Source organism: Marinomonas sp. ATLA20 (assembly GCF_057180105.1).
Genome location: NZ_JBXUKU010000007.1, coordinates 109,308 through 135,339, shown reverse-complemented (window position 1 = coordinate 135,339; position 26,032 = coordinate 109,308). Strand labels below are relative to the sequence as shown.

Here is a 26,032-nt window from a genome sequence, read left to right as displayed (position 1 = left end):
AGGGTATTCAATTATGGCTAAGACAATGACGTTTGCTGTTATGCACTTTTCGATCGCGTTCTCTGTTGCGTATCTTATTACAGGGAGTTTGTTAGTCGGTGGCTTGGTGGCTATCGTAGAGCCAGCGATTAATACCGTTGCCTTTTATTTTCATGAGATTGTATGGAATAAAGTTCAACATGCGGGTGTAGCGTCTGAGTTAAGTAAGACGATTCAAACCGCAGGGGAAAATTACGCGCTAAGATCAATGTGACTTTATAGCGACTATAAAAAAACAAACCCCACCAACGCTCTGCGCTGATGGGGTTGGTATTTACAGAAAAGCCTGATTAATAATATTTACAGTATGTAAGTGTTATTTCATCGGGTTTATCAAGAAGTACAATACAACAGCCACTGCGATTGGAGCTGTGAACTTCATAGAAAAATTCCATAGTTTGAATACAGTTTCAGACAAGTTTAGCTCGTCTTGTGCGTATTTGTTTTTCACAATCCAGCCTGCAAATAGTGCAATCAAAATACCGCCTAATGGCAACATGATGTTCGCAGTAATGTAGTCTAGGAAATCAAAAGTATTCTTGCCGAAGAAGGTGACGTCAGACATAAAGCTGAATGAGCCTAAACATGCAATGCCCAATCCCCATACCACAATGCCTAAGCTAATAGACGCTGTAATACGCTTCATTTTGAAACGTTCAACTAGGAAAGCTATGGTTGGTTCTAGCAAAGAAATGGCAGACGTCCATGCCGCTACGCCTACTAAGACGAAGAACAACACACCGAACAACTGACCGAAAGGCATTTGACCAAATGCCACAGGCAAAGAAATAAACATCAAGCCCGGACCTGCAGCAGGGTCCATTCCGTTCGAGAAGATGATAGGGAAGATAGCCAAACCAGCGACCAAAGCAACCAAAGTATCTAGTGCACCGATAGCTAGAACGGTTTTACCGATGGACGCATTTTTAGTCATGTAAGAACCGTAAGCCATGATGGTTCCCATACCCAAGGATAGAGTAAAGAACGAATGGCCCAGAGCGACCAAAGCGGCATTCCAAGTTAACTTGCTAAAGTCAAACTCGAACATGAAGTTCCAACCTTGCGCAAAACCGTCAGTTGTCATTGCATAGCCAAGTAAGATAATTAGCAAGACAAATAAGGCCGGCATCATAATGCGAGTTGCTGTTTCAATACCTTTGTTGATACCTGCAGCAACAACAAAAACAGTCATAATGCTGAATAGAGTGTGCCATCCTAGCAAAGTTGCTGGATCAGCAAGTAGGGCACCGAATGCAGCGCCAGCATCATCAGAAGATATCCCAGCCATTTCGCCCGTTAGCATCACTTTAATATAGTGAAGAACCCAGCCGCCCACGACTGAATAAAATGAAAAGATAAGAAGACCAGACAGCATTCCCATCAAACCAATCAATCCCCAAGACTTAGCGCCTTCAGATTCTTCAGCGACATCCGTTAAAGCGGCAATTGGGTTCTTGCGTGCGCGACGGCCGATAAACACCTCAGCCATCATAATTGGAATACCAACAAGCAAGATACAAACCAAATAAACAAGAACAAATGCCCCGCCACCGTTTTCCCCTGTGATGTAAGGGAATTTCCAGATATTACCTAGACCTACAGCGGAACCTGTTGCCGCCAAAATGAATATCCATCGGCTCGCCCACGAGCCTTGAATAGAAGTTTTATTTTTCATAGTTATCTCTAATCTAAATGGTTGAAAGCAAAATACATAAACAGCGATCGGAGTAGGTATTTTTTGCTATACCAATGCCCCCCACTTCCCCAGCATAAATGAATGCCAGTAAGCAAAACTCCGAATAGGGGCGGGATTTTCCGAATTTCGATGCATATATGCAACTAAAAATGTTTTTTTATGATGTTTTTCGTAAATTAATGAGTGCTTTTTACCTTAGGGCTGCTCTAGCTTTGGGTAGAATGTTACGGCTGTAATCGTTAGTTCTCTAAATAAATATCTGGACATGAAATTACTTTTAGGTAGAATGATTAGACATCAAATCAAATTGACGTGATAACCAGTTTAGTAACATTAAATTCATATAAATCAGTCACCATTGTTCCTTGTGAACATTTTTTGTATGAAAAAACTGGTTGATAATGCTTTGTTTTCTAATGGATGTGATTATGAGTTCAGAAAAAATTGTGTTTACTAAGCCTAGTGCTGTAGATGGTATGGCAGTGAATAAGTTGGTTGCATCTTGTCCGCCGCTAGATACCAACTCTGCGTATTGTAATTTGCTCCAAACCAGCCATTTCAAGGAAACATCCATAGCGGCTAGCTTCGAAGATGGTGAAATGGTGGGTTTTGTCTCTGGTTATATTATTCCTAACCAAGCAGACACTCTGTTCGTTTGGCAAGTAGCGGTTAGTGAAAAAGCGCGCGGACAGGGTTTAGCGAAAAAAATGGTTTCATCACTACTTGAACGATCCAGCTGTTCAGATGTGCGTTACATAGAGACCAGTATTACTGCATCAAATGAAGGTTCTTGGGCTTTGTTTCGACGTCTTGCAAATCAGCTAGACGCCCCTTTGGAAGAATCTGTCATGTTCGATAAACAAGATCACTTTAAAGGGCAGCACGATACCGAACATCTCGTAAGGATTGGCCCCTTCACTAAAAATTAAAAAGCTAATAAGTCAAACGACTTAATAAATGTAAACGTACGCGAGTTAGAAATGCGATGAGTTAGAAGGTGCTGCTTTCACTCTCAGTTTTTGCTTTCTGCTTGATGTCTAAATAACTATTTATAAACTTAAAGGATGATAAAAAATGAAAATTTTTGACGAAATCGAATCAGAAGTACAATCTTATGCGCGCTCTTTCCCTCGAATTTTTAATCGTGCACTAGGCGCTCATTTGTTTGATGAGGAAGGTAATAAATACTTAGATTTCTTGGCGGGTGCCGGAACATTGAATTATGGTCATAACAACCCTGTCTTTAAAGAAAAGCTCGTCGAATACATCATGGAAGACGGTATTACTCATGGCCTAGATTTACATACCAAAGCCAAAGGTGAGTTTTTAGAGTCTTTCAAACAGTATATTTTAGAGCCTCGTGGCTTGGAATATATGATGCAGTTTACAGGGCCGACAGGTACCAATGCGGTTGAAGCCGCGCTTAAGTTAGCTCGCAATGTTACAGGTCGAGAAAATATTATTAGCTTCACTAACGGTTTCCACGGTTGTAGCTTGGGTGCTTTGTCTGTAACAGGTAATTCACACCACCGTGGCGCAGCAGGAACCACATTAGGTGCCGGCGTTTCTACCGTTCCTTTTGATGGCTATTTAGGTGATGGCATTGAAACAACAGAGTACCTAGACAAAGTATTGTCTGACTCTAGTAGCGGTGTAGATACGCCAGCGGCTGTTATTGTTGAAACCGTTCAAGGTGAAGGCGGCATTAATGTGGCAAGTTTTGAATGGTTACAGAATCTAGAAGCGGTTTGTAAGAAACATGGTGTTCTATTAATCGTTGATGATATTCAAGCGGGTTGTGGTCGTACTGGTACTTTCTTCAGTTTTGAAGATGCAGGCATTAAGCCTGATATTGTCACTATGTCGAAATCACTGAGCGGTTATGGTTTGCCATTCGCTGTTGTTTTAATGCGCCCAGAGTTGGATGAATGGAAACCAGGTGAGCATAACGGTACTTTTCGTGGTAATAATCTAGCCTTTGTAACCGCTAAAGTGGCGATTGAAACTTATTGGAAAGATGATGCGTTTGAAAAAGAAATTAAACGTAAAGGTGAATACATCCATCAGCGTACACAAGATATTATTAATGAGTTCGGTGAAGGTAACTTCGTTGTTCAAGGCCGAGGCATGATGCGTGGTATCAACTGTATCAGTGGTGATTTAGCGAATAAAATCACTAAAAAGTGCTTCCAGAATGGGTTGATGATTGAGACATCTGGTGCAGATGACCAGGTTGTTAAGTTTCTTTGTCCACTTATCATCAGTGATGAAGACCTGAAAGAAGGTATTGATATCTTAGAGCGCGCTATTCGTGATGTGTGTGCTAAAGAAGATGATATGCCAGAAGCAAAAAGCTACTTTGATGAAAACTACGACATTGCCGTCTAGTTTCTCTTCTATAAAAGCCGCCTTCTTAATTTGAAGGCGGCTTTTTCATCTACTTGAGTGAAGTAAATTGTAAGAAAAAAACCTCAGGTTTCCTCCGGTAACTCTTTACCGGCATTTAAGCGATCTTCGGATCATAAAAGGAGAAAAGAATGTTTGCACGTGATTTAGCAGAATGTGAGAAAACCGAACGTCGTGTAGTGTCCCCAGATGGTAATTGGGAAAGTACACGTCTGTTGTTGAAAGAAGACAATATGGGGTTCTCTTTTCACATTACGACTATTTATGAAGGCAAAGATTTTGATATGCATTATCAAAACCACCTTGAGTCTGTGTACTGCATTTCTGGTGAAGGCGAAGTAGAAAGCCGCGAAACAGGTCAAAAACATCATATTAAGCCAGGCGTAGTGTACGTACTTGATAAACATGATGCGCATACACTTCGAGCTTTTAAAGAGCTGAAGCTAGCTTGTGTTTTTAATCCGCCAATTACGGGTAAAGAAGTACACAACTCTGAAGGCGCTTACGAGCTGCTGGATTAAACCCGAATGTTTAGATCAGATTATTAATTTTTGAAGGAGTAGATCAGGAGGTACGTTAATGTCAGCGTCGGCATCAGCTTTAGCAAGTGATATTTTTTATGATACAGAGCTTTTGGAACAAGAGCTTTTAAGTAAAGATAATTCTAGCGAAGAGAGGGTGAAAAAGAATTCACAAGGAGGAGGGCAGAAAGATCACTATCCTTCAAGAAAGTATTCTTTGCCAACGTATATTAACCGTAAGGACCCCGTTATTTACTCAAATGATCGACAAAAAGCGCCGCTCGAAGAAGCGCTTTTAGATCAATATGAAGAAAAAGGTTTTTTATTTTTAGATCATATTTTCAATGATCGTGAAATCGCTGATATGCAAAAGCAAATGCAGAGCTTGCGAGACAGCGATGCAATTAAGCAAAGAGAAGAGAGTATTACAGAAGCCAGTAGCGGTGATGTTCGTTCGGTCTTTGATGTTCACAAATTAAGTGGCTTTTTTCAGAAGATTGCCCAAGACCCAAGATTGATTCGAATCGCAGAATACCTTTTAGGGGATGAGGTTTATCTTCATCAGACGCGTTTGAATTATAAACCGGGCTTTCGTGGTAAAGAGTTTTATTGGCATTCAGACTTTGAGACTTGGCATGTGGAAGATGGCATGCCACATATGAGAGCCTTAAGTATGTCCATTACATTGACTCCAAACGATCACCACAATGGCCCTTTGTTACTGATTCCCGGTTCTCATCATACTTATATACCTTGTGTTGGTGATACCCCAGAGAATAACTACCTTTTCTCACTTAAAAAGCAGAATGTTGGCGTTCCTGATGATGCCTCATTGCAGTCACTGATAGAGCAGAATGGTATAGAAGCCGCAGTAGGTCAGCCTGGCAGAATCATCTTGTTTGATTGCAATGTATTACATGGCTCAAACGGCAACATTACATCAGCGCCTCGTTCGAATTTATTTTTTGTCTACAATGCCTTGTCGAACCGTGTGGACTTGCCATTTGGCAACACAGCCCCAAGGCCTGAATACATCGCGGCTAGGAAGTCGATTAAAGCGCTTAGAAAAAGCGATTAATGCTTAAATTTTCCGCAACCTTATGACAATATAGCGGCAGTTTAAATTTTGGCATGGCTTTTAGCCCCTTAACATATTGGAAAAATGATGGGACAACATACAGTTGAAAAAATTGGCGGCACGTCCATGAGTGACTACCGTTCAGTTAGAGATAATATTATTTTCAAACCCACTTTAGTGAACAACATGTATCAGCGTGTTTTTGTTGTTTCTGCTTATGCCGGTATGACGGATAAGCTGCTTGAACACAAGAAAACGGGTGATGCTGGGGTGTTTGCTTTATTCGCTCAAGAGCGTAAGCAAAATAACTGGTTCCCTGCGTTACAAGATGTTCGCACGGCCATGTTGGACATTAACCATAGTTTGTTCGAAGTGGGTGAGTTACGTAATAAAGCGGACGCGTTTTTGAACAGTCGTTTGCAAGAAGCCCAAGAGTGCCTAGAAGATCTACATCGCCTTTGTCAGCACGGCCATTTTTCGATTAGTGAACACCTTGCTACCGTACGAGAAATGCTTGCCAGTCTTGGTGAAGCGCACAGTGCTTGGAACACCGCTCATCTATTGCAACGTGACGGTGTGAATGCCGTATTCGTTGATTTGACAGGTTGGAACAGCCCAAGCCATATGTCGCTTGATGAGCGTATTATAGATGCGTTTAAAGACATTGATATGAGCAAAGAGCTTCCTATTGCGACGGGCTATGCTCACAGCGAAACTGGTTTAATGTCTACTTTTGATCGCGGTTATAGTGAAATGACGTTCAGTAGAATTGCTGTACTAACGGAAGCTCATGAAGCTGTGATTCATAAAGAATTTCACTTAAGTAGTGCCGATCCTCGTTTAGTTGGTGAAACCAAAGCTGTGCCGATAGGTCGTACTAACTACGATGTGGCCGATCAGCTTGCCAACCTTGGTATGGAAGCGATCCATCCTAAGGCTGCAAAAGGTTTGCGTCAAAGCGGTATCGCATTGCGTGTGAAAAACACCTTTGAACCAGAGCACACTGGTACGCTTATTACTGGTGATTACGTAAGTGATGCACCCTGTGTTGAGATCATTGCAGGTTGTCGTGGTGTATTTGCTGTAGAGCTATTTGACCAAGACATGGCTGGTGATATTGATAAGTTTGATGTGGATATTCTTAAAGTATTAAGACAATTCCACGCTCATATCATTGCTAAAGATATTAATGCCAACACGATTACGCATTATTTAGCGATCAATCTAAAAACCTTGAAGCGAGTCATGCGAGTTCTGCATGAACGTTTTGCGGACGCTGAAATCACACAGCGTAAAGTGGCGATAGTTTCTGCAATCGGTAGTGATATGAAAACCACAGGTATGTTAGCCAAGGCTGTGAAAGCCATTGCTGAGCAAGAGGTTAACGTATTGGCAATGCACCAATCTATGCGCCAAGTAGATATGCAGTTTGTGGTTGATGAAGAAGACTACGAAAAAGCAATCTGCAGTCTACATAAAGAATTGGTTGAAGTTCATAACCATGGTAGAGCGATTTGCTTAGCGTCTTAATCAATAAGCCGCACTGTTTAGGGTAATCTAAAGCCCCAAGTATCTATGATGATACTTGGGGCTTTTTTGTGACCGACGTGTAAGGTTGGAGGATTTTACATACAGAATAAGACAACACACTAATTCTTATGCACAATGGGAGTGCCTTGATTAAACTCATCGGCTGTTACTGCCTTACTAACATAGTAACCTTGGCCAAAATCACATTGAAATGCCACGAGCATTTTCCATTGCTCTCTAGTCTCTACACCTTCCGCTAATACTTTGATATTGAGTTTATGAGCCATGGCGATAATGGCTTCCACTATTTTTCGATCATCTGGGTCGTTTTCTAAATCCATCACGAAACTACGATCAATTTTTAGTAAGTCTACTGGGAGGTTTTTAAGTTGAGACAGTGATGAATAGCCTGTACCGAAATCATCTATAGCGATACAGATCCCCATATCTTTAAGGGTTTGCAGCAAATATCTAGCAAGATGAATGTCTTCAAGAATAGAAGTCTCAGTGATTTCAAAGCCAACTAAATGAGCGGGCACTTGATATTTTGATAATAATGCCTGAACTAGAGTGACAAAATGAGGATCTGATAATTGCTCAGAAGCTAGATTGATATGCAGTAAAATATCAGGCCGACCTTCCTGTTTTCGTTTTGCCAAGTAAGCGATGCTACTTTCTAGAACCCAGTAGCCCAACTCGACAATTTTTCCTGTACTTTCAGCAAGAGGGATAAAGTCATTAGGGTAAATTAACCCCATTTCAGGGTGATTCCAGCGAATGAGCGCTTCAGCACCAATGACATGGTTGGTACGAAGATTAAACTGTGGCTGGTAATACATTTCAAATTCATTTCTTTGTAGTGCAAGTGTTAAATCTTCTTCGGCTTTTATCAGGTTGTGTGTACTGATCTTCATTTTTTCAGTATAGAAAGCATACTGGTTTTTGCCTTTTTGCTTGGCTTGATACAGAGCCATATCGGCATTTTGCATGATAGTAACAAGATCATAGCCATGCTCTGGAATCATTGCGATGCCCAATGACGTACTTAAAGTATAATCTCGTGAGTCCATTTTGATAGGAACTCGAATACTTTCTAATATTCGATTTGCTTGCTCTGCTGCTTGTGCTTTATCGCCAATATCTCCAAGTAAAATACCAAATTCGTCCCCACCCAAGCGTACAACAAGGTCAGATATACCTTTTATTTTGTTTAATCTCTCTGCTGCAATAACAAGTACTTGGTCTCCAACATCGTGGCCAATGGTGTCATTAATTCGCTTGAAGTTATCTAAATCAAAGTAGATAAAGGCGGATACACGCTTGCGTCTTTGATTGTTGTGCAGAATCTTGGACAGACTATCTTGCAAAAAACGTCGATTTGGTAATCCAGTTAATGGGTCGTTATAGGCAAGTTCTTGAAGTTCGGCTGTCTTTTCTTTGACTAACTTTCTTAGTTTTAATGGTTGGTTAAGAATGGCGTATAAAGCGAGAGAGAGTAAAAATGCCACTGCTAGGCTGATAGCATAACCCGTTATTTTTCGCTGCTTCAACTGAGAATCTACTGCTCGGCTTATTCGCAAGGTCCAAGTGCCCACTGGAAGAATTAGGCTGGTTGATGCTTGGATATCAGAAAGTGGTGTAATGGAGGCTGATAAAACGATGGTTTCCTTTGTTGCAGCATGTTGTCTTGAAAGACTGTATTGATAGCCTTCACTTTCTAGCTGTTTTAATTGTGTTGCTTCTAATAGATCATCTAAATAAATAACCGCTGAAGCAAAGCCCCAAAAAAGCTCTTTTTGTGTACCTTTATGCAAGAAAATAGGTGCTCGGCTAATAACAGCTACGCCACCTTGGACTAATGCTACGGGGCCTATAACAAACATTCTATGGTTTTTAATAGACAGCATGGCTTCTTCGGTAAAGCGGGGCGTCGAAATGATGTTAAACCCAATGGCGCTCTCGTTTCCTTTGAAAGGGTATATTTCAGAAATGATGCCATCCGGGGCAAGTTGAAGGTTTTCAATGCCGCCAATGGATTTGATCAGTTTGTCAGCATAACTTGGGAACCACTCACCGCTACCGCTATTTTGTTCTACTTCATAAGCTAGAATTTGCGCGGAAGTAAAGGCCGAAGAAAGGCGTCTTTCTATAACGGATGCTTGTGTTCTTGAGATACCACTTAACAAGGATTGCTGCTGATTAACGATGGACTGGTTTGTTGACTGAGTCCAATACCCACCAAATACAGCGATAGCGAAAAAAGCAATCAACGAAAAAAATAAGGCGGAAGGTTGCTTAAACTCTGCTTTCTTCAAGGATTGATCCTTTCTTAACAAATTAATAAATATGCAAAAATCATACACATAAACTCTTACAGGGTATTTAATATTTTTGTAAATAGATGCGCTGTTACGTGATTATGCAAAAATTAATGTAACCCATTTTTGACTGGTTGATTGAGACGGTAGATGAGGTGGGGAAATAGTGTAAAAATAAAAAAAACCACGGTATTTATGACAAAAATACCGTGGTTTTAGTAGCGTTTTAAGCTTTTATGCTAGAGCTAAAAATACTCCAGCAATAGCAATAACACTGCCTGTTAGGCGAGTCACGATAGGGGCTTGGAAGCGCGCAATTGCCATACCAAAGCCAATACCGGCAACATGCAACAAAGCCGTTGCTAGTGCAAAGCCCAAAGCGTATTCCGCACCATTAGCATTTAATGGCATTTCTAAGCCGTGTGCAGCACCATGGAACAAAGCGAACAATCCTGCAATGCCTGCGCAGACGGCAACAGGGAAACGTGCTGCACCAACCAACAATGCCCCCATCAGAATAACGGACAAGACAATACCTTGTTCAATGAAAGGTACTTGCACGCCAGCAACCGCTAAACCGCCACCGACTAACATAGTACCAACAAAAGCGGAAGGCACAGCCCACAAAGCTCGACCGCCAAGGCTAGCAGCCCAAAGACCAATGGCCAACATGGCCAATAAGTGATCCAAGCCCCCCATAGGATGCATGAAACCCGTCATGAAGCTCGTTGTGTGTTCGTGTCCTGGGTGAGCAAATGCAAGAGCAGGTATTGCGGCAACAAGAGCAGCTAATGCCATTTTTAGCGATAAACGCATGGTGTTGTCTCCAAAAAAATATGTGAGTATAAAAGACGTTACAAAATAGTCTTCTCTAAACCACCGCTCTTGCGGCTGGAAGCGAAGATTCTAACATACCCACAGTGCGGGTAAATTGAATGATGTTGCCAATAGGTAACGAAATATTCAGTTTGGCAAATAAAGTATAGATAAGAAGTGCTTAACTTTATGGTATTGTCTTGAAATAGAGGCCTGAAAGGGGTTATTTTCGAGAGAGAATTAACAATCGATACAAGGAGGTATAACGATGACAATGTTTTATTTAGGTTTGGCAATCATTAGGGCACTTGTGCCTTATGCGGCTTTTGTTCCTTGGTTGCTTCAAAACGGTGTCGATATCCCACAGTTTTTTACTGAAATGATGGCTAATCCTATCAGCATGTTTGCATGGCTCGATGTGATTGTGGCAGCGATTACGTTATTGGGTTTTATTATCCATGATGGCCAAAAAAAACAAGTTAGATGGCGATTTATCGCAATAGTTGGGACGTTAAGTGTTGGAGTGTCCTGCGGACTCCCTTTGTACCTTTACTTACGAGAAAGGCAGCGTGGTGAGGAACAGATTAGAAAATGAGAAATGCCATTATCATTTAACAACAAATTTAGGGATCAGCTATGACCTTTCATCTATGGACTTTGTTTTTCTTAGCTTACTTGGTGACCACCTTGTCACCTGGCCCGAACGTATTGTTAGTGCTTGAAAATAGCATTCAATTCGGTTGGAAGTCGGCCTTTATTACGATTTTTGGTAATTTGACCTGCCAATTTTTGATTGTTTGTTTGGTTGCTTTAGGTGTTGGTGCTCTTTTACAAACTCTACCTGCCTGGTTTCTGGTGATGAAAATATTGGGCGGAACTTATTTGATTTACCTTGGAATTAAAGCCTTGAGATCTAAAAAGAAATCAACTTTTGATGCTATGGATAATACAGCCGTAACCACTTCCACTAAAAGGGGACTTGCACTGTTTGGTGAAGCTTTCTTAGTCTCTGCAAGTAATCCTAAAACACTGATATTTTTGTCCGCCTTCTTACCTCAGTTTTTAACGTTAGAGTCGTCAGCTTACCAACAGTTTTCGGTCATGTTTATTACTATCTGTGCTATCGTGACCTGTGTACATATCGGCTATGCTTTTGGAATCGCTCGTCTAGGAAAACGTTTTTCGCTAAAAAACATGGAAGCCAAAATCACTAAAATAACTGGCGGATTGTTTATTACCATGGGCGGTGGAATACTGCTTAGTAATCGATAAGGCGAATACGAACAGGCTTACCATCCCAGTAAATCAAAGTATGACAAAAGCCAGCCTTATTTATCCTGTTTATTAGGGATGAATAAGGCTTTTTGCTATCTATATTAAAAATGATGAGAGAGCTTTACACCAAAATTCGTGCTGTGGTTGTTTTCAAATGTAGCTTCATTTCCAGCTAGATTGGTTTTAGCTTCGCCAATCCATGTATAAGATACGCCAGTTGCAATGGCTGTATTTTGTGTTGCTTGATATTTTAGCCCAGCAATTAATGAAGTATAACCATCGGTTGGTGACAGATTACTCGCCACTTTTTCTGACGGTTTTTCATACGCGACGGAGAGAGACCCTGTCAGTTTGTTCGTTAGTTTTTGACCAAGCCCGAGAGAATAAGTGATTGTGTTGTCTTTAAAATCAACGAGGTTATTTCCAGCATCGACAAACTGGGTGAAAAGTTGGGGAGTGATTTTTGTTTTTTTCCATTCAACCCAGCGCGCAGAAAACATCAGCAGTGTGGATTGTGAAACACCCATTTGAAAGTCAAAGTTTACAGATTTCGGCATATCAATGTTAAATGAAGTCTCTCTTGCAAAAGAAGAACTGACAATATTTTCTTGGCTATTAAAGTTCACCTTGATAGCGGAGTTATAAGTCAGTGACGCTCTAAGAGCGATATTTGGAATTTCATAGGCCGCGCCAAATAGATAGCCCCAATCGTTCTGAGTGTCCGTTTTCATTGTATAGAGTAGATGGTTTGATGGCTGATTCACGGTAACCTCACCGTTGGACGTGACATTTCTGAGTCCGCCGTAGACTGAAAACGGTGTGTTTATTTTATAGCGAATGATTCCTTTGATAGCTGTAGTATCGACAGAAGCACTGGTTTTAGAAAGGGGGTATGTCGAGCTAGAAGGGTAGCGAATATCTGCACCAAAAGGCTGATCTATAATAATGGCCATTGACGTAGAGTGAGGAAGATCTTGTTTATAGGCTCCACTAAAAAAATAGCCTTTTTTCGCTACGTTTCCTGAATGGATTGAGTCCGTTAGTTTTCCTGACACTTCCGGATCAAAGCTATAAGCGCTTAATTCAATATAGGTTCCTTTTTCGAATAAGGGCGTAATGGATTGACCAGATAGACTCATGCCGCCGGCATATACCTCTTTGGTACTAATTGCACAAAGAGTGATTAAAATGACTGTTTTTTTCATGGAGCTTATACCTGTTATCGGTTCTATGTCGGCTTAATGTTTAAAATGGTGCGGTAAAGCAAATAAAAAATATTTAGCGTGCCTTTTATGGCGGCCAATAATAAAGTATTTACAAAAAATTACTAAATGGTAAATCAGTTATTTATAAAGTTTGAGGCTTAACTATTATGGCTAGCGGTTGGGCGCAAGATGGCGCAGTTCAAGATCAAATAGACGCAACAGTTGACTCCGAAGTTGAGCGTGCAAAAAACAGCATGCCAAAAGGTGAGAGTCTGACTCATTGTGAAGAATGTGATGCGGTGATCCCGGAACCTCGTCGTAAAGCTATTCAAGGTGTGCGTTTGTGCATCCAGTGCCAATCTGAGCAAGAGAAACAGAGTCGTTCTGCTTTGTATAATCGCGCTGGCAGTAAAGATAGCCAGCTAAGATAATGATTTATCTCATTTGTTAACGAGAATTTCTCCTGCTTGGATGCCTTCAATATGATAAGGTTTCGTCTATCTATAAGGGCACTTTGACCATGGGGCTGATGCTCAATTTCTTTCAGAATAAATAAGGATGAGGCTGTGGTAGACACTTACTCAACAGAAGTAAATAAATTAGAAAAATTGCGTGCAGCTTGGTTGCCTGCTGTCGAGTTTCTTTTTGGCGAAGCCGTTGAAGAGGCCAAATTTGATGGCTTTGAAGTTTGGGATGATATAGCCAAACCAAGTGCTGTATTTACACACGCTGATGAGCCATATCGTTACAAAATTCATATGCCAGCCAGAGTATTCAGTAATGACGTTATGCTGTTAGCGGATGTCATCCAAGAGATGGTACGTGGTCAATATCCGGTTGGTTATGACGGTGCGACAACGTCAGCCTTGTGTGAAGGTGTTGCTGTGTTTGGTGCTGTTACGGCGATTAAGCAAGTGTTTGGAGAAGAGTCAGTCGACTCTTACTTAAATGCGCTCAAAGAACAGGCTTTTTCTTACTATGATGCTTTTTCTTATGTTGCCGTCTTGCTGGCTGAAGATCCACAAGCGATCAAGAAACTACGTGCTGTTCAGCCTTTCTTGTACAAGGTAGAAAGAGCCGATTTTGAAACGGCACAAGTAGAAATAGATCGTAAAATCAAAGATATCCTCTTGCTGGCGTTTCGTGCCTAAGAAATATTATTGAACACAAGAAACAAAAATGCCGCGTGATCGCGGCATTTTTATTAGCTAACTTAGAAGCAGCTGAATATTAACTTTTTAGTTCAGATAGCTCTTCACTGAACCAAATTTTGCGTTTAAATCGTGGGTTTTTAGAAGACATATCGATCTTGTAAGGATTTGGCTCGTGAGTTTGTGGCAAATCAAGAATGTTGCAGAGCTCTTGAGCAAGCCATTTCTCTACCTTGAGTACGACCATTTTCTTACGTAGACGGCCTTGCTCATCACGGTTCAAAATCGTTGGTAAGGTATTTAGCGTTAAAATTTCACCAATCGCAGGATGAGCCATACGCTCACGGCCTTCATCGCTGGCATAAAAATGCGATACCGCAAACACCATACGCTCAGGATTGATCTGCTGTAAGAACTGGCAAGATTTCACAACAGTAGAGCCCGTGCGAACCATGTCATCGAACAATACAATACTCGCACCATCTAGACCGTCGAAAGTGTGTTCGCTTTCTTTATGAAGCGTAATTTCTACTTTGCGTTCCGCCGTACGGTCTTTATCAAGCATGATAAATTTAGCTTTGCTAAGACCCAGTGTTCTGAACATTTCTTTAACGAAGTCGCGGGCGCCTTTGTCTGGTGCGCATAGCACCAAACCTTCACCGTCTTCACCGTAGTTCAAAATGTTTGAATTCAATAAGTAATGGGCGTAAATCTCATAAGGGATTAAGTTATGGAAATCGCCTTCAAATACGTCATTAAAGATTTTTTGAACTGAATCAGAATGGTTATGGATGGTCATTACCGTATCCACACCAGACAGCTTCAACAGTTGAGCGTAAAGTTTCGCAGTGAAAGGCTGTCCGTCAAATTTCTTAACATCGTTGATGTCACGCTCGAAGCTGGTTTCACCTAGGCTTTGATGAGGGCCGCGGTCTTGTGCGCTGTAGAATAAATCTGGTTCAACCAAGATAACGCGATCAGCACCATTTTCTTTTGCGGCGCGAGCGATAATTAAGTTAGACATGGCTAATTCTTGGCGGCTTTTTACATGACTGCCAGTACTGACGATGATGACAGCTTTACCCTTAAGTTTACGGCCAATGTTTTCGAAATCTGCTTCGTCAGAAATAAAACGAGGGCAAAATTCAGAGTTCATGAATTGCTTCATACTGATCAGATCAGCGATGTCTTCGTGCTGGCCCATTGCATAGGCAACATCAATAGCAAAGGGATTATCAGAAGAGTTACTAACAACTACGACATTAGTTGACTGGCTGGTCGACAAAGTCATGAGGTTTCCTTAACTAAGGGTATGGGAATTTGCGCTGATTTTAATACTTGTAGGCTTTTTTCGATAGGGCTGATTGCGGAAAAAGGCATTTTTATGTCGATCTAATGAAGTCTTACTTTTTATTGAGTCAAAAATTAAGAGAAATTTTCAATGTGTTGTCAGTGATGATAGTTATTCTCAGCTACTTTCATTCTTTCTAAATACTTTATTCAAACGAAATTGATGCGGAAGATAAACTGGTTCTGTTGGCGGTGACTGGTTCCAGATGGCTTTTAAAGTGGCAACGGTAGCTGACCCATATAAATTAGCTGGAACACCGACTGAATTAAGCCAGTTAGCGATCCAAGGGTTCAGTGGATTATCGTCAAAACCGAAAAACGTTATGTCTTCAGTGGGATCTAGCCCAGCTTCTTGTATGAGACGATACGCACCATAAGCTAGCATATCGCTGAGACAGACAATGACATCGGGTCTTTTAGGCATATCTAAAAAAGCGTGCATACTTTTATATCCTACCTCTAGATGATTAAGTCCCTCTGCATGAGCATGAGGGACATCATCGGGAGTAATTCCTGCTTCTGACAGCCTGTCTAGTAAACCCCTTCGTCGCTCAGCTGCTGCAGTTTGATCAAGCGATGCATGAATGATCCCGATGTTTTTCTTTCCATGTTGCAGAAGTAAATTCGCAACATCGACACCTGCTTGATAATTATTGATGCCCACATAGTGACTATTTTCTTGATCTGGAGCTGGACGGTTAACAAACACCAATGTCGTGCCATTATCACGGTACATATGTAAAAGCTCACTTTTTACCGCACCAATAATGACTACCGCACGAGCCAGTTGAGACCGCATTTCTTGTAAATATTCGTCTTGTATTTTTGCCTCTTCGTGGGTGTCGCACAATGACATAATGTAGCCCTCATCCCTTAATGCCCACTCTATAGAGGAGGCAATGGCGGACATTGTTGGATTAGCCAAACTTGCGGCTAAAACACCTACAATTTGGCTTTCTTGACACCTCAATGCTCTGCCAATACTCGCTGGTCTATAACCAAGTTCTTCAACCGCTTTTTTGACTTGCTGAATGGTTTGCTCAGAGGCCTTGTTAGTTATGCCATTGATGATACGAGAGGCTGTTGCTGTCGATACCTTGGCATGAGCGGCCACCATAGCTAAAGACACTCTATTATTTGATGAATGTTTTTGTTTTCTACGCTGGGTGGGTGGCATTACGCTTCCTTGATGAAGGCATTGAAGAGCCAAGATTTTATCTTTGTTTGATGGGAGCAACAAGCGGGGAAGCTAGCTTGTCAGCATTAAGTACGTTTTAGGGCTTGAGAATGGCGGGTAGACCTGTTTATACTTTGCTGGTTAATCGATTACCTAAATGTTGTCCGAAATACTTTGGTTGTTTTTAGGTGGATCTTTTAAGCGCTAAAAACAATAAAGATAATAAGGACTGTTGTAATGAAGAATAAACAAATAACCCGATATGCCGTCATGTTACTGGTTGCGTCTTGTGTCCCTTTTTCTGCGGTACAGGCTGAAAACAGAATTGATATTATCCGTGCCGATGCACCTGAATTAGCGGCTTATGGCGAGCAAGCGGTTGGAGTTAGGCAAATCAATTTTGTCCATAAAAATCAGATTGATGTATTAAATACAGATAGAGATAGACAAGAAGGCGATGCATTTCCATATTATGATCGCCCTTTAACGGTTGAAACTTGGTATCCGGCGCAAGCCAACTCGAAAGGTTCGCAAATATTAAAAGTCTTGGCTCGAGACGGTAAAACAGAAATAGAGTTACACGGACAGGCGATTCTAAACGCCCAGCCTACCAAGGTAAAAACAGCCTTTCCATTGGTTATACTTTCCCATGGTTACCCCGGTAACCGTTTTCTAATGTCTCCCATAGCGGAAAATATTGCCTCAAAGGGTTATGTTGTCGTTGCGATTGACCATACTGACTCAACCTACAGCACCTTGTCTGATATCAGTTCCAGTATCGTTAATAGAACCAAAGATCAGTTGTTTATTTTGGATCAAATTAGCCAGTTGGCAAAAGATAAATCCTCCTTTTTATATAACTTAGTTGATGTGAATAATACCGGTATTATTGGTTATTCAATGGGAGCTTATGGCACGGTTGTTACGGTTGGTGGTGGTTTAACCTCATATGGAGTTAAGAAAAATGAAGGTTTCTTTTCTACGCCGAGCGGCACATTGGATCAGTACTTAAGTGGCAGCGAGGATTATCTTGCTTTGGCGGACAGTCGTATTAAAACCGCAGTCACCTTTGCTCCAGCAGGTATGAATAATGGCTTTATGGATGCTAAAACAGCGAAAGGGATTCGTGTTCCTATGCTGTATATAGCAGGGTCGGTAGACGACACAGTGGGATATGAAGACGGAGTACGTGCGTTATGGAAAGCATCAACTAGCGTTGACCGTGCTTTACTGACGTTTGATTACGCTAATCATAATGCAGGTGCTCCAATGGCACCCCCAGCTGAAATGTATAAAGTGGACCCAGAGTTAGGTTTCAACTTGTCTATGCATTACCTGGACCCTGTTTGGGATAATGTGCGTATGAATAACGTTTCGACTCATTTTATTACCGCTTGGTTAGGTCAGTATTTGAAGCATGATGATGCAATGTCAGGCTATTTAGATTTAGTGCCGCATTCTAATGAAGGCACTTGGGGTGATGGTGAGGGTAGCGCCAACCACACTTACTGGAAGGGCTTTCCTAATAGAAGCGCCAGTGGATTAAGGTTTGAAACACTGAAAACGGATTCTTAAAAACACCTTTAATGGCGCATATAGGCAAGATCGAAAAGGACAGAATCAAGCTTTTGGGTCTTGCCTATATGGCTTAAGTGTCACGGGTAAATGATTAGTGGATAAGGGATCAGAAGTAACACTGTAATTTTTACGGAATTGCATTGGGGTCGTATTGAAGGCAAGTTTGAACTTTTTGGCAAAGTAAGCAGAGCAATTAAAGCCACTTGCGTAGGCAATATCTGCGATTTGCTTATTGCTTTCAGTTAGTAATTGTACAGATTGTCTTAGCCGATAATTCAATAAGTAGCTGTTAGGAGAGCAGCCCAACGCATTACGAAATAAACGATAGCATTCACTCTCACTGATGCTTGCCGCACGGCTGATCTCAGCAATGGAAATACGTTCATCATAATGGCTATGAATAAAATTGAGTAAAGTTTGTACTCTTTTTTCATTCGTTTTCGAGGCGTTCTTTGAAGAGGTAATATCTTGATGATTAGTACAGAAAATATGCCAAAATTTCATTAAGGCTATATTCATATAGAACTCGCGATCAGAGCGCTTCTCATCCCATACCTTAAAAGCACTCGCTAATTCATGGATGACTTGTTGGTGCCAAGCTTTATCCGTAGAAAATTTATAGAACATGAGCTCTTTGTTATTAATAACCGGAAGTACATGCTTTTTATAGATGAGCCCAAAATCGCCACCACCGAGTATTTTCGGGCTGAATACCACATTGAGTATACGGCAATCTTCAGTTCCATGGTTCGTCAGCTTGTGGAGGGTGTTCGCGTTGATAAAGATCATTTCACCAGCTCTTACAATGTCACTGGTATTGAGACATTCGACCTTAGTAGCCCCTTCGATAACCAATACGACTTCAATTTCATCGTGCCAATGCCATGGAACTTCGCCACCAACAAAATGGGAAAAGCGTTCGTCATAAGATCCACAGGGAAAGTCATGGCTACCGTGAGTGGTTAGCTCTTTGCCATTTTCTTCGGTTTCAATTTTATAAATTTGCATAACATCACTTCGTAAAATCGTCTTGGTAGAATCGTTGTATTTTAAGAGAGTATATACCTATATATAAAGCTAATTAGACGGTATTGTTTTGAAAAAAATCAAATAGGCAAACAGAATTATGCTACTGCTTTTCATTATTTACATCGCTTTTATTAGTTTAGGACTACCAGATGCTGTACTAGGCTCATCGTGGCCAGTAATGAGGAGCGACTTAAATGCCTCGATGGAATTTGCGGGTGTCATTTCTCTCATTATTAGTGCTGGTACCGTTCTTTCTAGTCTTTATGTGACAAAAGCAATTAACTGTTTTGGGATTGGAAAAGTCGTCGCAATAAGCGTTTTGCTGACAGCCATCGCATTACTTGGTTTTAGTATGTCCAATGTGGCTCTAGCGCTTGTATTTTTGGCTATTCCTTTGGGTCTTGGGGCGGGTGCAGTGGATGCTGCATTAAACAACTTCGTGGCTTTGCATTACAAAGCGAAACACATGAATTACTTGCATTCATTCTGGGGCGTGGGTGCGACGGCAGGTCCACTATTAATGGCGAATTACCTGACCCTTAGTGAAGGCTGGCGTGATGGCTATGTAACAATCGCAGTAGTGCAATTTTTACTCGTTATTTTGCTCTTTTCCTCCCTGCCACTGTGGAAGAAGTTTGTTGTTAAATCTTTAGAAAGTAATGACACTGGTGGTGCGCTAGTGTCGAATGCGACCGCCTTGAAAATAAAAGGTGTTCCATTGCAAATGGCGGTGTTCTTTTGCTATTGCTCAATAGAAATGAGTACTGGATTGTGGGCGGCAAGTTATCTCACGACACAAAGAGACGTTTTGGCTGCCGATGCCGCGTTCTGGGTCGCTATGTATTATTTGGGGATTACGGCTGGGCGGTTTGCCTGTGGCGTCATTGCTGAAAAAATTACCGAAGAAGCTCTAATACGAGCTGGCGTGTTCATTATCTTATTGGGTTGTATATTACTGGCTCTGCCGTTCTTTGATGGACTTGCAAAAATGGGCTTGATATTGATTGGACTCGGTTGCGCACCTATCTTTCCTAATACCCTTCAAATGACCCCAAAACGTTTTGGCTCGGCTGCATCACAAACCATTATAGGCTTATCTATGGCCTCCGCTTATATAGGAATTATGATAGTTCCGCCAGTGCTAGGTGGTGCCGCAACAGCCTTCACTTTCGCGTCATTACCGGTGATATTAGTCTTTCTTTCTGTCGTTATATTAGTGACAACTGAGCGATTACGACGTTACAGCAATACTTCTTTACGTTAATAACTAAGAGCGACGTGATGATGAGCTTCGAGAATAAGAAAAGCATTCAGCGACAACAAACCATACTGCTGTTGTTAGCATTGGATGGAAAAGTATTCTCTGAGACGTTAAAGCAGCGATTTAATGTGTCGGATAACATCATTTACAACGACATGATTTATCTAGAAAAAGCGGGTTTGTTAAAACGTATTGACGCTGGGGCTGTTGTTGTAGAAGCGTATTCGGAGCTAGAAGAAAAGTAGTTATTATTTTTTCTTATTCACCGTCAAATTTTAAGGGTGATTAAGACGAAGAAACACGTATGTACCATGATTTAGATTCTTAGAGAGCCTTGGAGAATTTCAATGTCTTTAAAAGCAACCTCCGTCAGACTAGACGAAGAGACACTGCAACGTGTTGGCCAAATGGCTGAAGCAATGGATAGGCCAATGGCGGAAGCCATTAAACAATACGCTGCCCGCGAAGACTGGTTTATTCGTGAAGTAGAAAAAGGCATTGAGTCAGCAGACAAAGGGAAATTGATCGACCACTCTGATATTAAAGCGAAATGGGATGCAAAGCGTGCTGTTCAAATGGACTTATTTAGTTCATTGATTATGCAAAAGCCGCGGCGAAGTTTTGCAATTCTGCTAGATGTTTGGGTTGCTTAGGCTGAACGATGTCCTCATTGATTCTAAGTATCAGACTTTTAAAGACTTCCGTGTTATTTTTCAGTTTTTGCGATGCCATTAAGGATTTGATTTCGTTAATACTCTTTTCATTAAGCTTAACTGAAAAGCGCTTTGAAGCTTTTGCCTTGGCAAGGTCGGATGTTAACAGCAAGCCTAAGTCATTTTGAGAGAATCGATTGGAACTTAAGGCGTGAAGATAGTATAAAACCAAGGCTTTATTAAAGCTGTCTCCCAAGCTGGCGTCTATTTTCTGCGTCGCTATATTTAGAATATCTAAAAAGTGAGCAGGCAAACGCACATCGATTGGCGTTTTGATTTTATTGTACTCGGCACGCACTTTCGCGGTGGATTGTTTTGGGATGCTAACTACTGTATTACAGTGATTGCATACCGCCGCCAAGATATTTTTCACCAAGCCTGAATCATCATTAAAACTGACATCTCGAAGCTGATAAGTCGCATGTGTTAAACCACATTCTGGGCAAATGACCTGTCTTGAATCACCTTCTTTAACTATCTTCATTTTACACTCCACTTTCGTGAACACTGATAAACATGGCATCGGGCTCGATAAAGTAAAATTTTATATACCATCGTTTACCATTCTTGAATGGCTTTAATACATGTACATCAATAGTAGATACTTGATGGTGAGGGCTGGATTCATATTCGTTGCCGCGAGTATGACGTATCAGTTCAATAACCTCATCATCGTTTAACTGACCGCACTGGAAAAGGTTTTTGACATCAATTTTTTCTCTTACTTCATGGTCGTATGAGCCATTTTCTAAGCAAGTTACCACTTGTGATTTCACATCCTTGAAACCCATCACCACTCCTTTTGTACGAAATAAATCGTACTTTTTTATTGTACGTCATTATTCGTACTTTTCAATTCATTATCTTTATTTTAGTTCAAACTATCAGCAAAAACCGAGACGATAAAAAAACATAAGTAGAACTTAGCTATGTGGTGTTTTGCGCTGACGACGTCAGTGACGCAAGCAAAACACCACACGGCTTGGCTTCCACCGATAAACTCTCCTCAAACAAGCTGACTACCTCGCCTCGCATTGTTGATAACAACTCGGTTTTCTTGGGCAAACGGCGCCACGAGAGCAAATCAATCTCGCATCGTTGTCTATGCCTCGTTCGACCCAGTTGATGTTTAAAATCTTCGCCACGCTCATTAGGTCTTTTTTGATGCTTCTTGGGATCTGTGAGGAGCCGCCTTTGGTCACGCAGGCTTCCCGTAAATCGGCGGCAATTGAAAGGGCGTCTTTGCCTTGGGCGTCAATAGCTGGGTTCAAATCGATGCCGGAGCAAAGTACGTGATTGTTACCTGCAAGGTCTTGGACTTTCACCGATTCACAAGCGTAAATTCGTGGCTCATCGCCGACATTAAGAATCGATATTTGTGCTGATGTGCCAGTACTTGGCTCACTGATCTTGCGAAACACTGACCAGTGCTGGCAAGGATCTTCCACCATGCTCATGTTGCCCCAAGGCAACGGAATGCCATTGCCTCGATACACGGCTTTGAGTTTGCCCGGTGCGTAAGCATCAAAATAATGCCAATGGGGATAAGGCGACGCCGCTGTCATACGACGCATGGTAACGGATTCTGAAACACCCGCCAGTTGTGCGGTATTAATTTCGTAGCCGTTGCGATCCAGCATTTGTCTAAACGGCACTTTTGGACAAAGCAGAGCACCCGCAAAGAAGCTGCATTCGAAGTCTCGCCAAGCGTACAAAATATCCTGAGCATCCATACCAGATGATTGTATTTTGGATGACTTAGCCTGCAATGGGGATATTTCATTTCGCCCTGTGACCAAGACGTTTTTCATGCCGTCTTTGTCGTGCAATACCGTGTGACCAATATGCACTGCGAGATTGTATTTTAATCGTTGTGGTTGGGCTTTCATGATTTGGTTGATGTAAATCGTACTTGGCGGATCAAAAAAAGACGTCACCACATGGCTTTCACTGATGCCCATCTCTTGTAATACCGCTAACGGCGTCTTGCGAAACCATTTAATCTGCAAGCCCATTTGCTTGGTGATGGCAACAATCTCATCAAGGCTTAATGGCAAACGTTTGAGTCCCACTTCTTCCGCCGCGCGTTCTAAATCTGGGAAATGGTTTTGATGGTGTTCTTGGTGAGCGCGAATCAATAGATGGGCAAATTGTCGACCGCTGGTGCCCGTTTGGGAAAGCATCTCTGGAATGGCTATTTGCAGTATTTCTTTGGAAAACAAAAAGTTTGGCTCTAACGCCATGCCATCGATACCACCGCCAGATCCTTTCGTTGGGGTAATGGCTTCTTCTTCCGGAATATCATCTAGGAACCATTCGACTTCTTTCTGAAAAACGCTGGCGATGACTTCCAATACGTCTTCACTGGGGATGCGTTTCCCCCTTTCTATCATGGATAAATAAGACACTGATGGGGCCGATTCTGCGTCTATTTTAATGCACCGTGCCGACAGGTCTTCCATCGTCAAACGGTTGCGTTTACGCAGGTTGCGGATTTTTGTTCCCAAAAAATGGGCTTTGCGATTGAGGCTATTTTTATTTTTCATTTTTGTAAAATTTACACTGTGTAATTCTTATTGTGAAATTTTAGCTTAGTCGGGCATAGACTATAAATCAAGCAATCGAAAGAGAGATCAAGCGAATTGCTAACCCTAAGAATCAGAGTGATAAGAGAAAGAAGGAAAGCGAGATGAATATGCCCCAAGCGAAAAATAACAGAGTGATTCATCCAGGGTTTTGCCACTTCATCAATGAAGAAGTGCTGCCACTTCACGTTATCGAACCAACCAAATTTTGGCGCGACCTTGAGCAGCTCGTTGCTGACTTGTCGCCGATTAATCGCGAACTGTTGGCTACTCGTGATGCGATGCAACAGCAGATCGATCAATGGCACCTTGATCATAAAGACCAAGTCATGGACACAAAGGCTTATGAAGCCTTCTTACGTGAGATTGGTTACTTGGTTAAAGAGGGCGATGATTTCACTATCACCACAGCGAATGTTGATGAAGAAATTGCTCACTTAGCAGGGCCTCAATTGGTTGTGCCAGTCAAGAACGCACGTTTTGCGCTGAATGCCGCCAATGCTCGTTGGGGCAGTTTGTACGACGTTTTTTACGGCACGGATGTGATTCCTAAAACAGACGAGCTAGCGACAGGCAAAGCCTATAACCCAGTTCGTGGTGACGCCGTGATTGCCAAAGCCAAAGACTTTTTAGATGAGGTGTTTCCGCTCGAGTCTGGTTCTCACAAAGACGTGATCAGCTACGTGGTTTATTACCATCATTTATTGGCTTTTTTCCAAGATGGAAGCCAAACCGGTTTACAGCAACCTTGCCAGCTGGTGGCGGTAAATGGTCAGCGCAGTGAGCCAGAAGCCGTATTACTGAAAAATAACGGTTTGCACGTAGAAATTCAGTTTGATCGTAACGGCAAAAACGGTGTGAAAGACCCAGCCAATATCAATGACATTCTTATTGAGTCAGCTCTAAGCACCATTATGGACTGTGAAGACTCAGTGGCAGCCGTTGATGCGGAAGACAAAATTGACGTGTACCGCAATTGGCTTGGCCTAATGCAAGGCACGCTAGAAGCTAGCTTCGAAAAAGATGGGCAAACGCAAACGCGCCGCATGAACCCAGACCGTATTTTTACGGACTTAGATAATCAAGAATACCGCTTACATGGCCGTTCTTTGTTGTTGATTCGCAATGTCGGTCACTTGATGGAATGTGACTTGATGCAAGACGAACTGGGTAACTTTGTGCCTGAAGGCATTATTGATGCGGTCGTAACAAGCTTGATTGCCGCGTTGGATTTGCAGAGTCACAAGGGCATTCGTAACAGTAGAACGGGCAGTATTTACATCGTCAAGCCCAAGATGCATGGCCCAGAGGAAGTGGCATTTAGTTGTGAGTTATTTGCTCGAGTAGAGCAGATGCTTGGCTTACCAGAAAACACCATCAAGATCGGCATTATGGACGAAGAACGCCGTACGACCTTGAACTTGAAAGAGTGTATTCGTCAGGCGAAATCTCGGGTGTTTTTCATCAATACGGGGTTTCTGGATCGAACTGGTGACGAGATTCACACCAGTATGCAAGCGGGTGCTTTCTTGCCAAAAGATCAGATTAAAAACCAGCCTTGGATTCAGGCTTATGAAAATCGCAATGTCGACATAGGCTTGCAGTGTGGTTTGCCTGGCAAAGCACAAATTGGCAAAGGAATGTGGGCCATGCCAGATGAAATGGCAGCGATGATGGCGGCGAAAGTAGCCCATCCGAAAGCGGGCGCGAATACGGCTTGGGTGCCATCGCCAACCGCGGCGACTTTACACGTATTGCATTATCACCAAGTGGATGTGTTTGAAGTGCAAGAGCGACTCAAAAATCGTCCGAAAGCGAGCCTGATAGATTTACTTACCATCCCGACGATTCCAAGCAATTTGACTTTGTCGCAGCAAGTGATTGAACGAGAAATCGAAAACAACGTTCAAGGTTTATTGGGCTATGTGGTGCGCTGGATTGAAGCGGGCGTGGGGTGTTCGAAAGTGCCTGACATTAACAATGTGGGTTTGATGGAAGACCGTGCCACCTTGCGGATTTCTAGCCAACATTTAGCGAACTGGTTGCTTCATGGTGTGTGCAGTAAAGAGCAGATTGATGAGGTGATGCAACGCATGGCTCGGGTGGTGGATGAGCAAAATATAGCCACAGAAGGGTATCGCCCGATGGCCTTAAATGCCAAGAGTTTCGCTTTTAAAGCAGCGCAAGATTTGATTTTTAAAGGCGTGATTCAGGCAAATGGTTATACCGAGCCACTTTTACATGCGTACCGAGTTAAAGCGAAAGCAGCAAATTAATTACCTATTAATAAATTTATCTTAAACA

At 42.0% G+C, this 26,032-nt stretch carries 25 protein-coding genes; 15 read left to right on the top strand and 10 right to left on the bottom strand.

Annotation, left to right across the window (positions count from 1 at the left end; genetic code table 11):
* The first annotated feature begins 13 nt into the window (after positions 1–13).
* Positions 14–253: a DUF2061 domain-containing protein gene (locus AC2A4J_RS13390; protein ID WP_255828220.1), complete on the top strand. Its 240-nt coding sequence runs from the start codon at positions 14–16 to the stop codon at positions 251–253.
* 102 nt (positions 254–355) lie between these two features.
* Here AC2A4J_RS13390 and AC2A4J_RS13385 read toward each other — a convergent pair whose 3' ends face one another.
* Positions 356–1,714 carry a sodium-dependent transporter gene (locus AC2A4J_RS13385; protein WP_255828221.1) on the bottom strand — a complete coding sequence of 453 codons (1,359 nt, stop codon included), beginning with the start codon at positions 1,712–1,714 and terminating at the stop codon, positions 356–358.
* A gap of 449 nt (positions 1,715–2,163) precedes the next feature.
* Between AC2A4J_RS13385 and ectA the strand changes: the two genes are divergently transcribed.
* The 5 genes from ectA to AC2A4J_RS13360 all read left to right on the top strand — a co-directional run bounded on the left by ectA (position 2,164) and on the right by AC2A4J_RS13360 (position 7,270).
* Positions 2,164–2,664 carry a diaminobutyrate acetyltransferase gene (gene ectA, locus AC2A4J_RS13380; protein ID WP_484176381.1) on the top strand — a complete coding sequence of 167 codons (501 nt, stop codon included), beginning with the start codon at positions 2,164–2,166 and terminating at the stop codon, positions 2,662–2,664.
* Positions 2,665–2,809: 145 nt separating this feature from the next.
* A complete protein-coding gene (gene ectB / locus AC2A4J_RS13375) occupies positions 2,810–4,123 on the top strand; it encodes a diaminobutyrate--2-oxoglutarate transaminase (RefSeq protein WP_255828223.1) in 1,314 nt (437 codons plus the stop codon).
* Positions 4,124–4,272: 149 nt separating this feature from the next.
* The gene (locus AC2A4J_RS13370; RefSeq protein WP_067013657.1) at positions 4,273–4,662 is read left to right on the top strand and encodes an ectoine synthase; all 390 of its coding nucleotides are present in this window, start codon (positions 4,273–4,275) and stop codon (positions 4,660–4,662) included.
* A 58-nt stretch (positions 4,663–4,720) separates the two neighbouring features.
* Complete coding sequence (gene thpD / locus AC2A4J_RS13365; RefSeq protein WP_484176380.1) at positions 4,721–5,740, top strand: ectoine hydroxylase; 1,020 nt, start codon at positions 4,721–4,723, stop codon at positions 5,738–5,740.
* Between the two features lie 87 nt (positions 5,741–5,827).
* Positions 5,828–7,270, top strand: coding sequence for an aspartate kinase (locus tag AC2A4J_RS13360; protein WP_255828225.1), 1,443 nt, complete (start codon positions 5,828–5,830; stop codon positions 7,268–7,270).
* Between the two features lie 119 nt (positions 7,271–7,389).
* On the opposite strand, the gene AC2A4J_RS13355 is transcribed toward AC2A4J_RS13360, so the two are convergent.
* Together AC2A4J_RS13355 and AC2A4J_RS13350 are read right to left on the bottom strand one after the other, a co-directional pair.
* Positions 7,390–9,585, bottom strand: coding sequence for a bifunctional diguanylate cyclase/phosphodiesterase (locus tag AC2A4J_RS13355; RefSeq protein WP_484176379.1), 2,196 nt, complete (start codon positions 9,583–9,585; stop codon positions 7,390–7,392).
* A gap of 237 nt (positions 9,586–9,822) precedes the next feature.
* A complete protein-coding gene (locus tag AC2A4J_RS13350) occupies positions 9,823–10,404 on the bottom strand; it encodes a HupE/UreJ family protein (protein WP_484176378.1) in 582 nt (193 codons plus the stop codon).
* Between the two features lie 268 nt (positions 10,405–10,672).
* On the opposite strand from AC2A4J_RS13350, the gene AC2A4J_RS13345 reads away from it, so the two are divergent.
* Both AC2A4J_RS13345 and AC2A4J_RS13340 read left to right on the top strand, forming a co-directional pair.
* Positions 10,673–10,999, top strand: a complete 327-nt coding sequence (locus tag AC2A4J_RS13345; protein ID WP_484176377.1) for a DUF2834 domain-containing protein — start codon at positions 10,673–10,675, stop codon at positions 10,997–10,999.
* A 41-nt stretch (positions 11,000–11,040) separates the two neighbouring features.
* The gene (locus tag AC2A4J_RS13340) at positions 11,041–11,676 is read left to right on the top strand and encodes a LysE family translocator (RefSeq protein WP_484176376.1); all 636 of its coding nucleotides are present in this window, start codon (positions 11,041–11,043) and stop codon (positions 11,674–11,676) included.
* A gap of 104 nt (positions 11,677–11,780) precedes the next feature.
* Here AC2A4J_RS13340 and AC2A4J_RS13335 read toward each other — a convergent pair whose 3' ends face one another.
* Positions 11,781–12,884, bottom strand: coding sequence for an OmpP1/FadL family transporter (locus AC2A4J_RS13335; protein WP_484176375.1), 1,104 nt, complete (start codon positions 12,882–12,884; stop codon positions 11,781–11,783).
* Between the two features lie 167 nt (positions 12,885–13,051).
* Between AC2A4J_RS13335 and AC2A4J_RS13330 the strand changes: the two genes are divergently transcribed.
* Both AC2A4J_RS13330 and AC2A4J_RS13325 read left to right on the top strand, forming a co-directional pair.
* A complete protein-coding gene (locus AC2A4J_RS13330) occupies positions 13,052–13,315 on the top strand; it encodes a DksA/TraR family C4-type zinc finger protein (RefSeq protein ID WP_255828231.1) in 264 nt (87 codons plus the stop codon).
* Positions 13,316–13,450: 135 nt separating this feature from the next.
* Positions 13,451–14,035, top strand: a complete 585-nt coding sequence (locus AC2A4J_RS13325; RefSeq protein ID WP_484176374.1) for a hypothetical protein — start codon at positions 13,451–13,453, stop codon at positions 14,033–14,035.
* A gap of 79 nt (positions 14,036–14,114) precedes the next feature.
* On the opposite strand, the gene AC2A4J_RS13320 is transcribed toward AC2A4J_RS13325, so the two are convergent.
* Both AC2A4J_RS13320 and AC2A4J_RS13315 read right to left on the bottom strand, forming a co-directional pair.
* Positions 14,115–15,326: a phosphoribosyltransferase family protein gene (locus AC2A4J_RS13320; protein ID WP_114410709.1), complete on the bottom strand. Its 1,212-nt coding sequence runs from the start codon at positions 15,324–15,326 to the stop codon at positions 14,115–14,117.
* Positions 15,327–15,503: 177 nt separating this feature from the next.
* Entirely contained in the window at positions 15,504–16,562 is a 1,059-nt protein-coding gene (locus AC2A4J_RS13315; RefSeq protein WP_484176373.1) for a LacI family DNA-binding transcriptional regulator, read from the bottom strand.
* Between the two features lie 237 nt (positions 16,563–16,799).
* Here AC2A4J_RS13315 and AC2A4J_RS13310 point away from each other — a divergent pair, with 237 nt between their 5' ends.
* Positions 16,800–18,137, top strand: a complete 1,338-nt coding sequence (locus AC2A4J_RS13310) for an alpha/beta hydrolase family protein (protein ID WP_484176372.1) — start codon at positions 16,800–16,802, stop codon at positions 18,135–18,137.
* A 45-nt stretch (positions 18,138–18,182) separates the two neighbouring features.
* Here the strand turns inward: AC2A4J_RS13310 and AC2A4J_RS13305 are convergent, their stop codons facing one another.
* Entirely contained in the window at positions 18,183–19,148 is a 966-nt protein-coding gene (locus AC2A4J_RS13305) for an AraC family transcriptional regulator (protein ID WP_484176371.1), read from the bottom strand.
* A 118-nt stretch (positions 19,149–19,266) separates the two neighbouring features.
* Between AC2A4J_RS13305 and AC2A4J_RS13300 the strand changes: the two genes are divergently transcribed.
* The 3 genes from AC2A4J_RS13300 (at position 19,267) to AC2A4J_RS13290 (ending at position 21,083) form a co-directional block, all read left to right on the top strand.
* Positions 19,267–20,433, top strand: coding sequence for an MFS transporter (locus AC2A4J_RS13300; protein ID WP_484176370.1), 1,167 nt, complete (start codon positions 19,267–19,269; stop codon positions 20,431–20,433).
* A gap of 17 nt (positions 20,434–20,450) precedes the next feature.
* Positions 20,451–20,675, top strand: coding sequence for a DeoR family transcriptional regulator (locus AC2A4J_RS13295; protein ID WP_205115637.1), 225 nt, complete (start codon positions 20,451–20,453; stop codon positions 20,673–20,675).
* A gap of 102 nt (positions 20,676–20,777) precedes the next feature.
* Complete coding sequence (locus AC2A4J_RS13290; protein ID WP_484176369.1) at positions 20,778–21,083, top strand: CopG family ribbon-helix-helix protein; 306 nt, start codon at positions 20,778–20,780, stop codon at positions 21,081–21,083.
* Here AC2A4J_RS13290 and AC2A4J_RS13285 read toward each other — a convergent pair.
* The 3 genes from AC2A4J_RS13285 to AC2A4J_RS13275 form a co-directional block, all read right to left on the bottom strand.
* The gene (locus AC2A4J_RS13285) at positions 21,028–21,627 is read right to left on the bottom strand and encodes a hypothetical protein (protein ID WP_255828241.1); all 600 of its coding nucleotides are present in this window, start codon (positions 21,625–21,627) and stop codon (positions 21,028–21,030) included. The two genes, AC2A4J_RS13290 and AC2A4J_RS13285, sit on opposite strands and share 56 nt — an antisense overlap.
* A 1-nt stretch (position 21,628) precedes the next feature.
* The gene (locus AC2A4J_RS13280; protein ID WP_484176368.1) at positions 21,629–21,934 is read right to left on the bottom strand and encodes a hypothetical protein; all 306 of its coding nucleotides are present in this window, start codon (positions 21,932–21,934) and stop codon (positions 21,629–21,631) included.
* A 228-nt stretch (positions 21,935–22,162) separates the two neighbouring features.
* Positions 22,163–23,689 carry a DUF3612 domain-containing protein gene (locus AC2A4J_RS13275; protein ID WP_484176367.1) on the bottom strand — a complete coding sequence of 509 codons (1,527 nt, stop codon included), beginning with the start codon at positions 23,687–23,689 and terminating at the stop codon, positions 22,163–22,165.
* Positions 23,690–23,832: 143 nt separating this feature from the next.
* Between AC2A4J_RS13275 and AC2A4J_RS13270 the strand changes: the two genes are divergently transcribed.
* Entirely contained in the window at positions 23,833–26,004 is a 2,172-nt protein-coding gene (locus tag AC2A4J_RS13270; RefSeq protein WP_484176366.1) for a malate synthase G, read from the top strand.
* Positions 26,005–26,032: the final 28 nt, after the last annotated feature.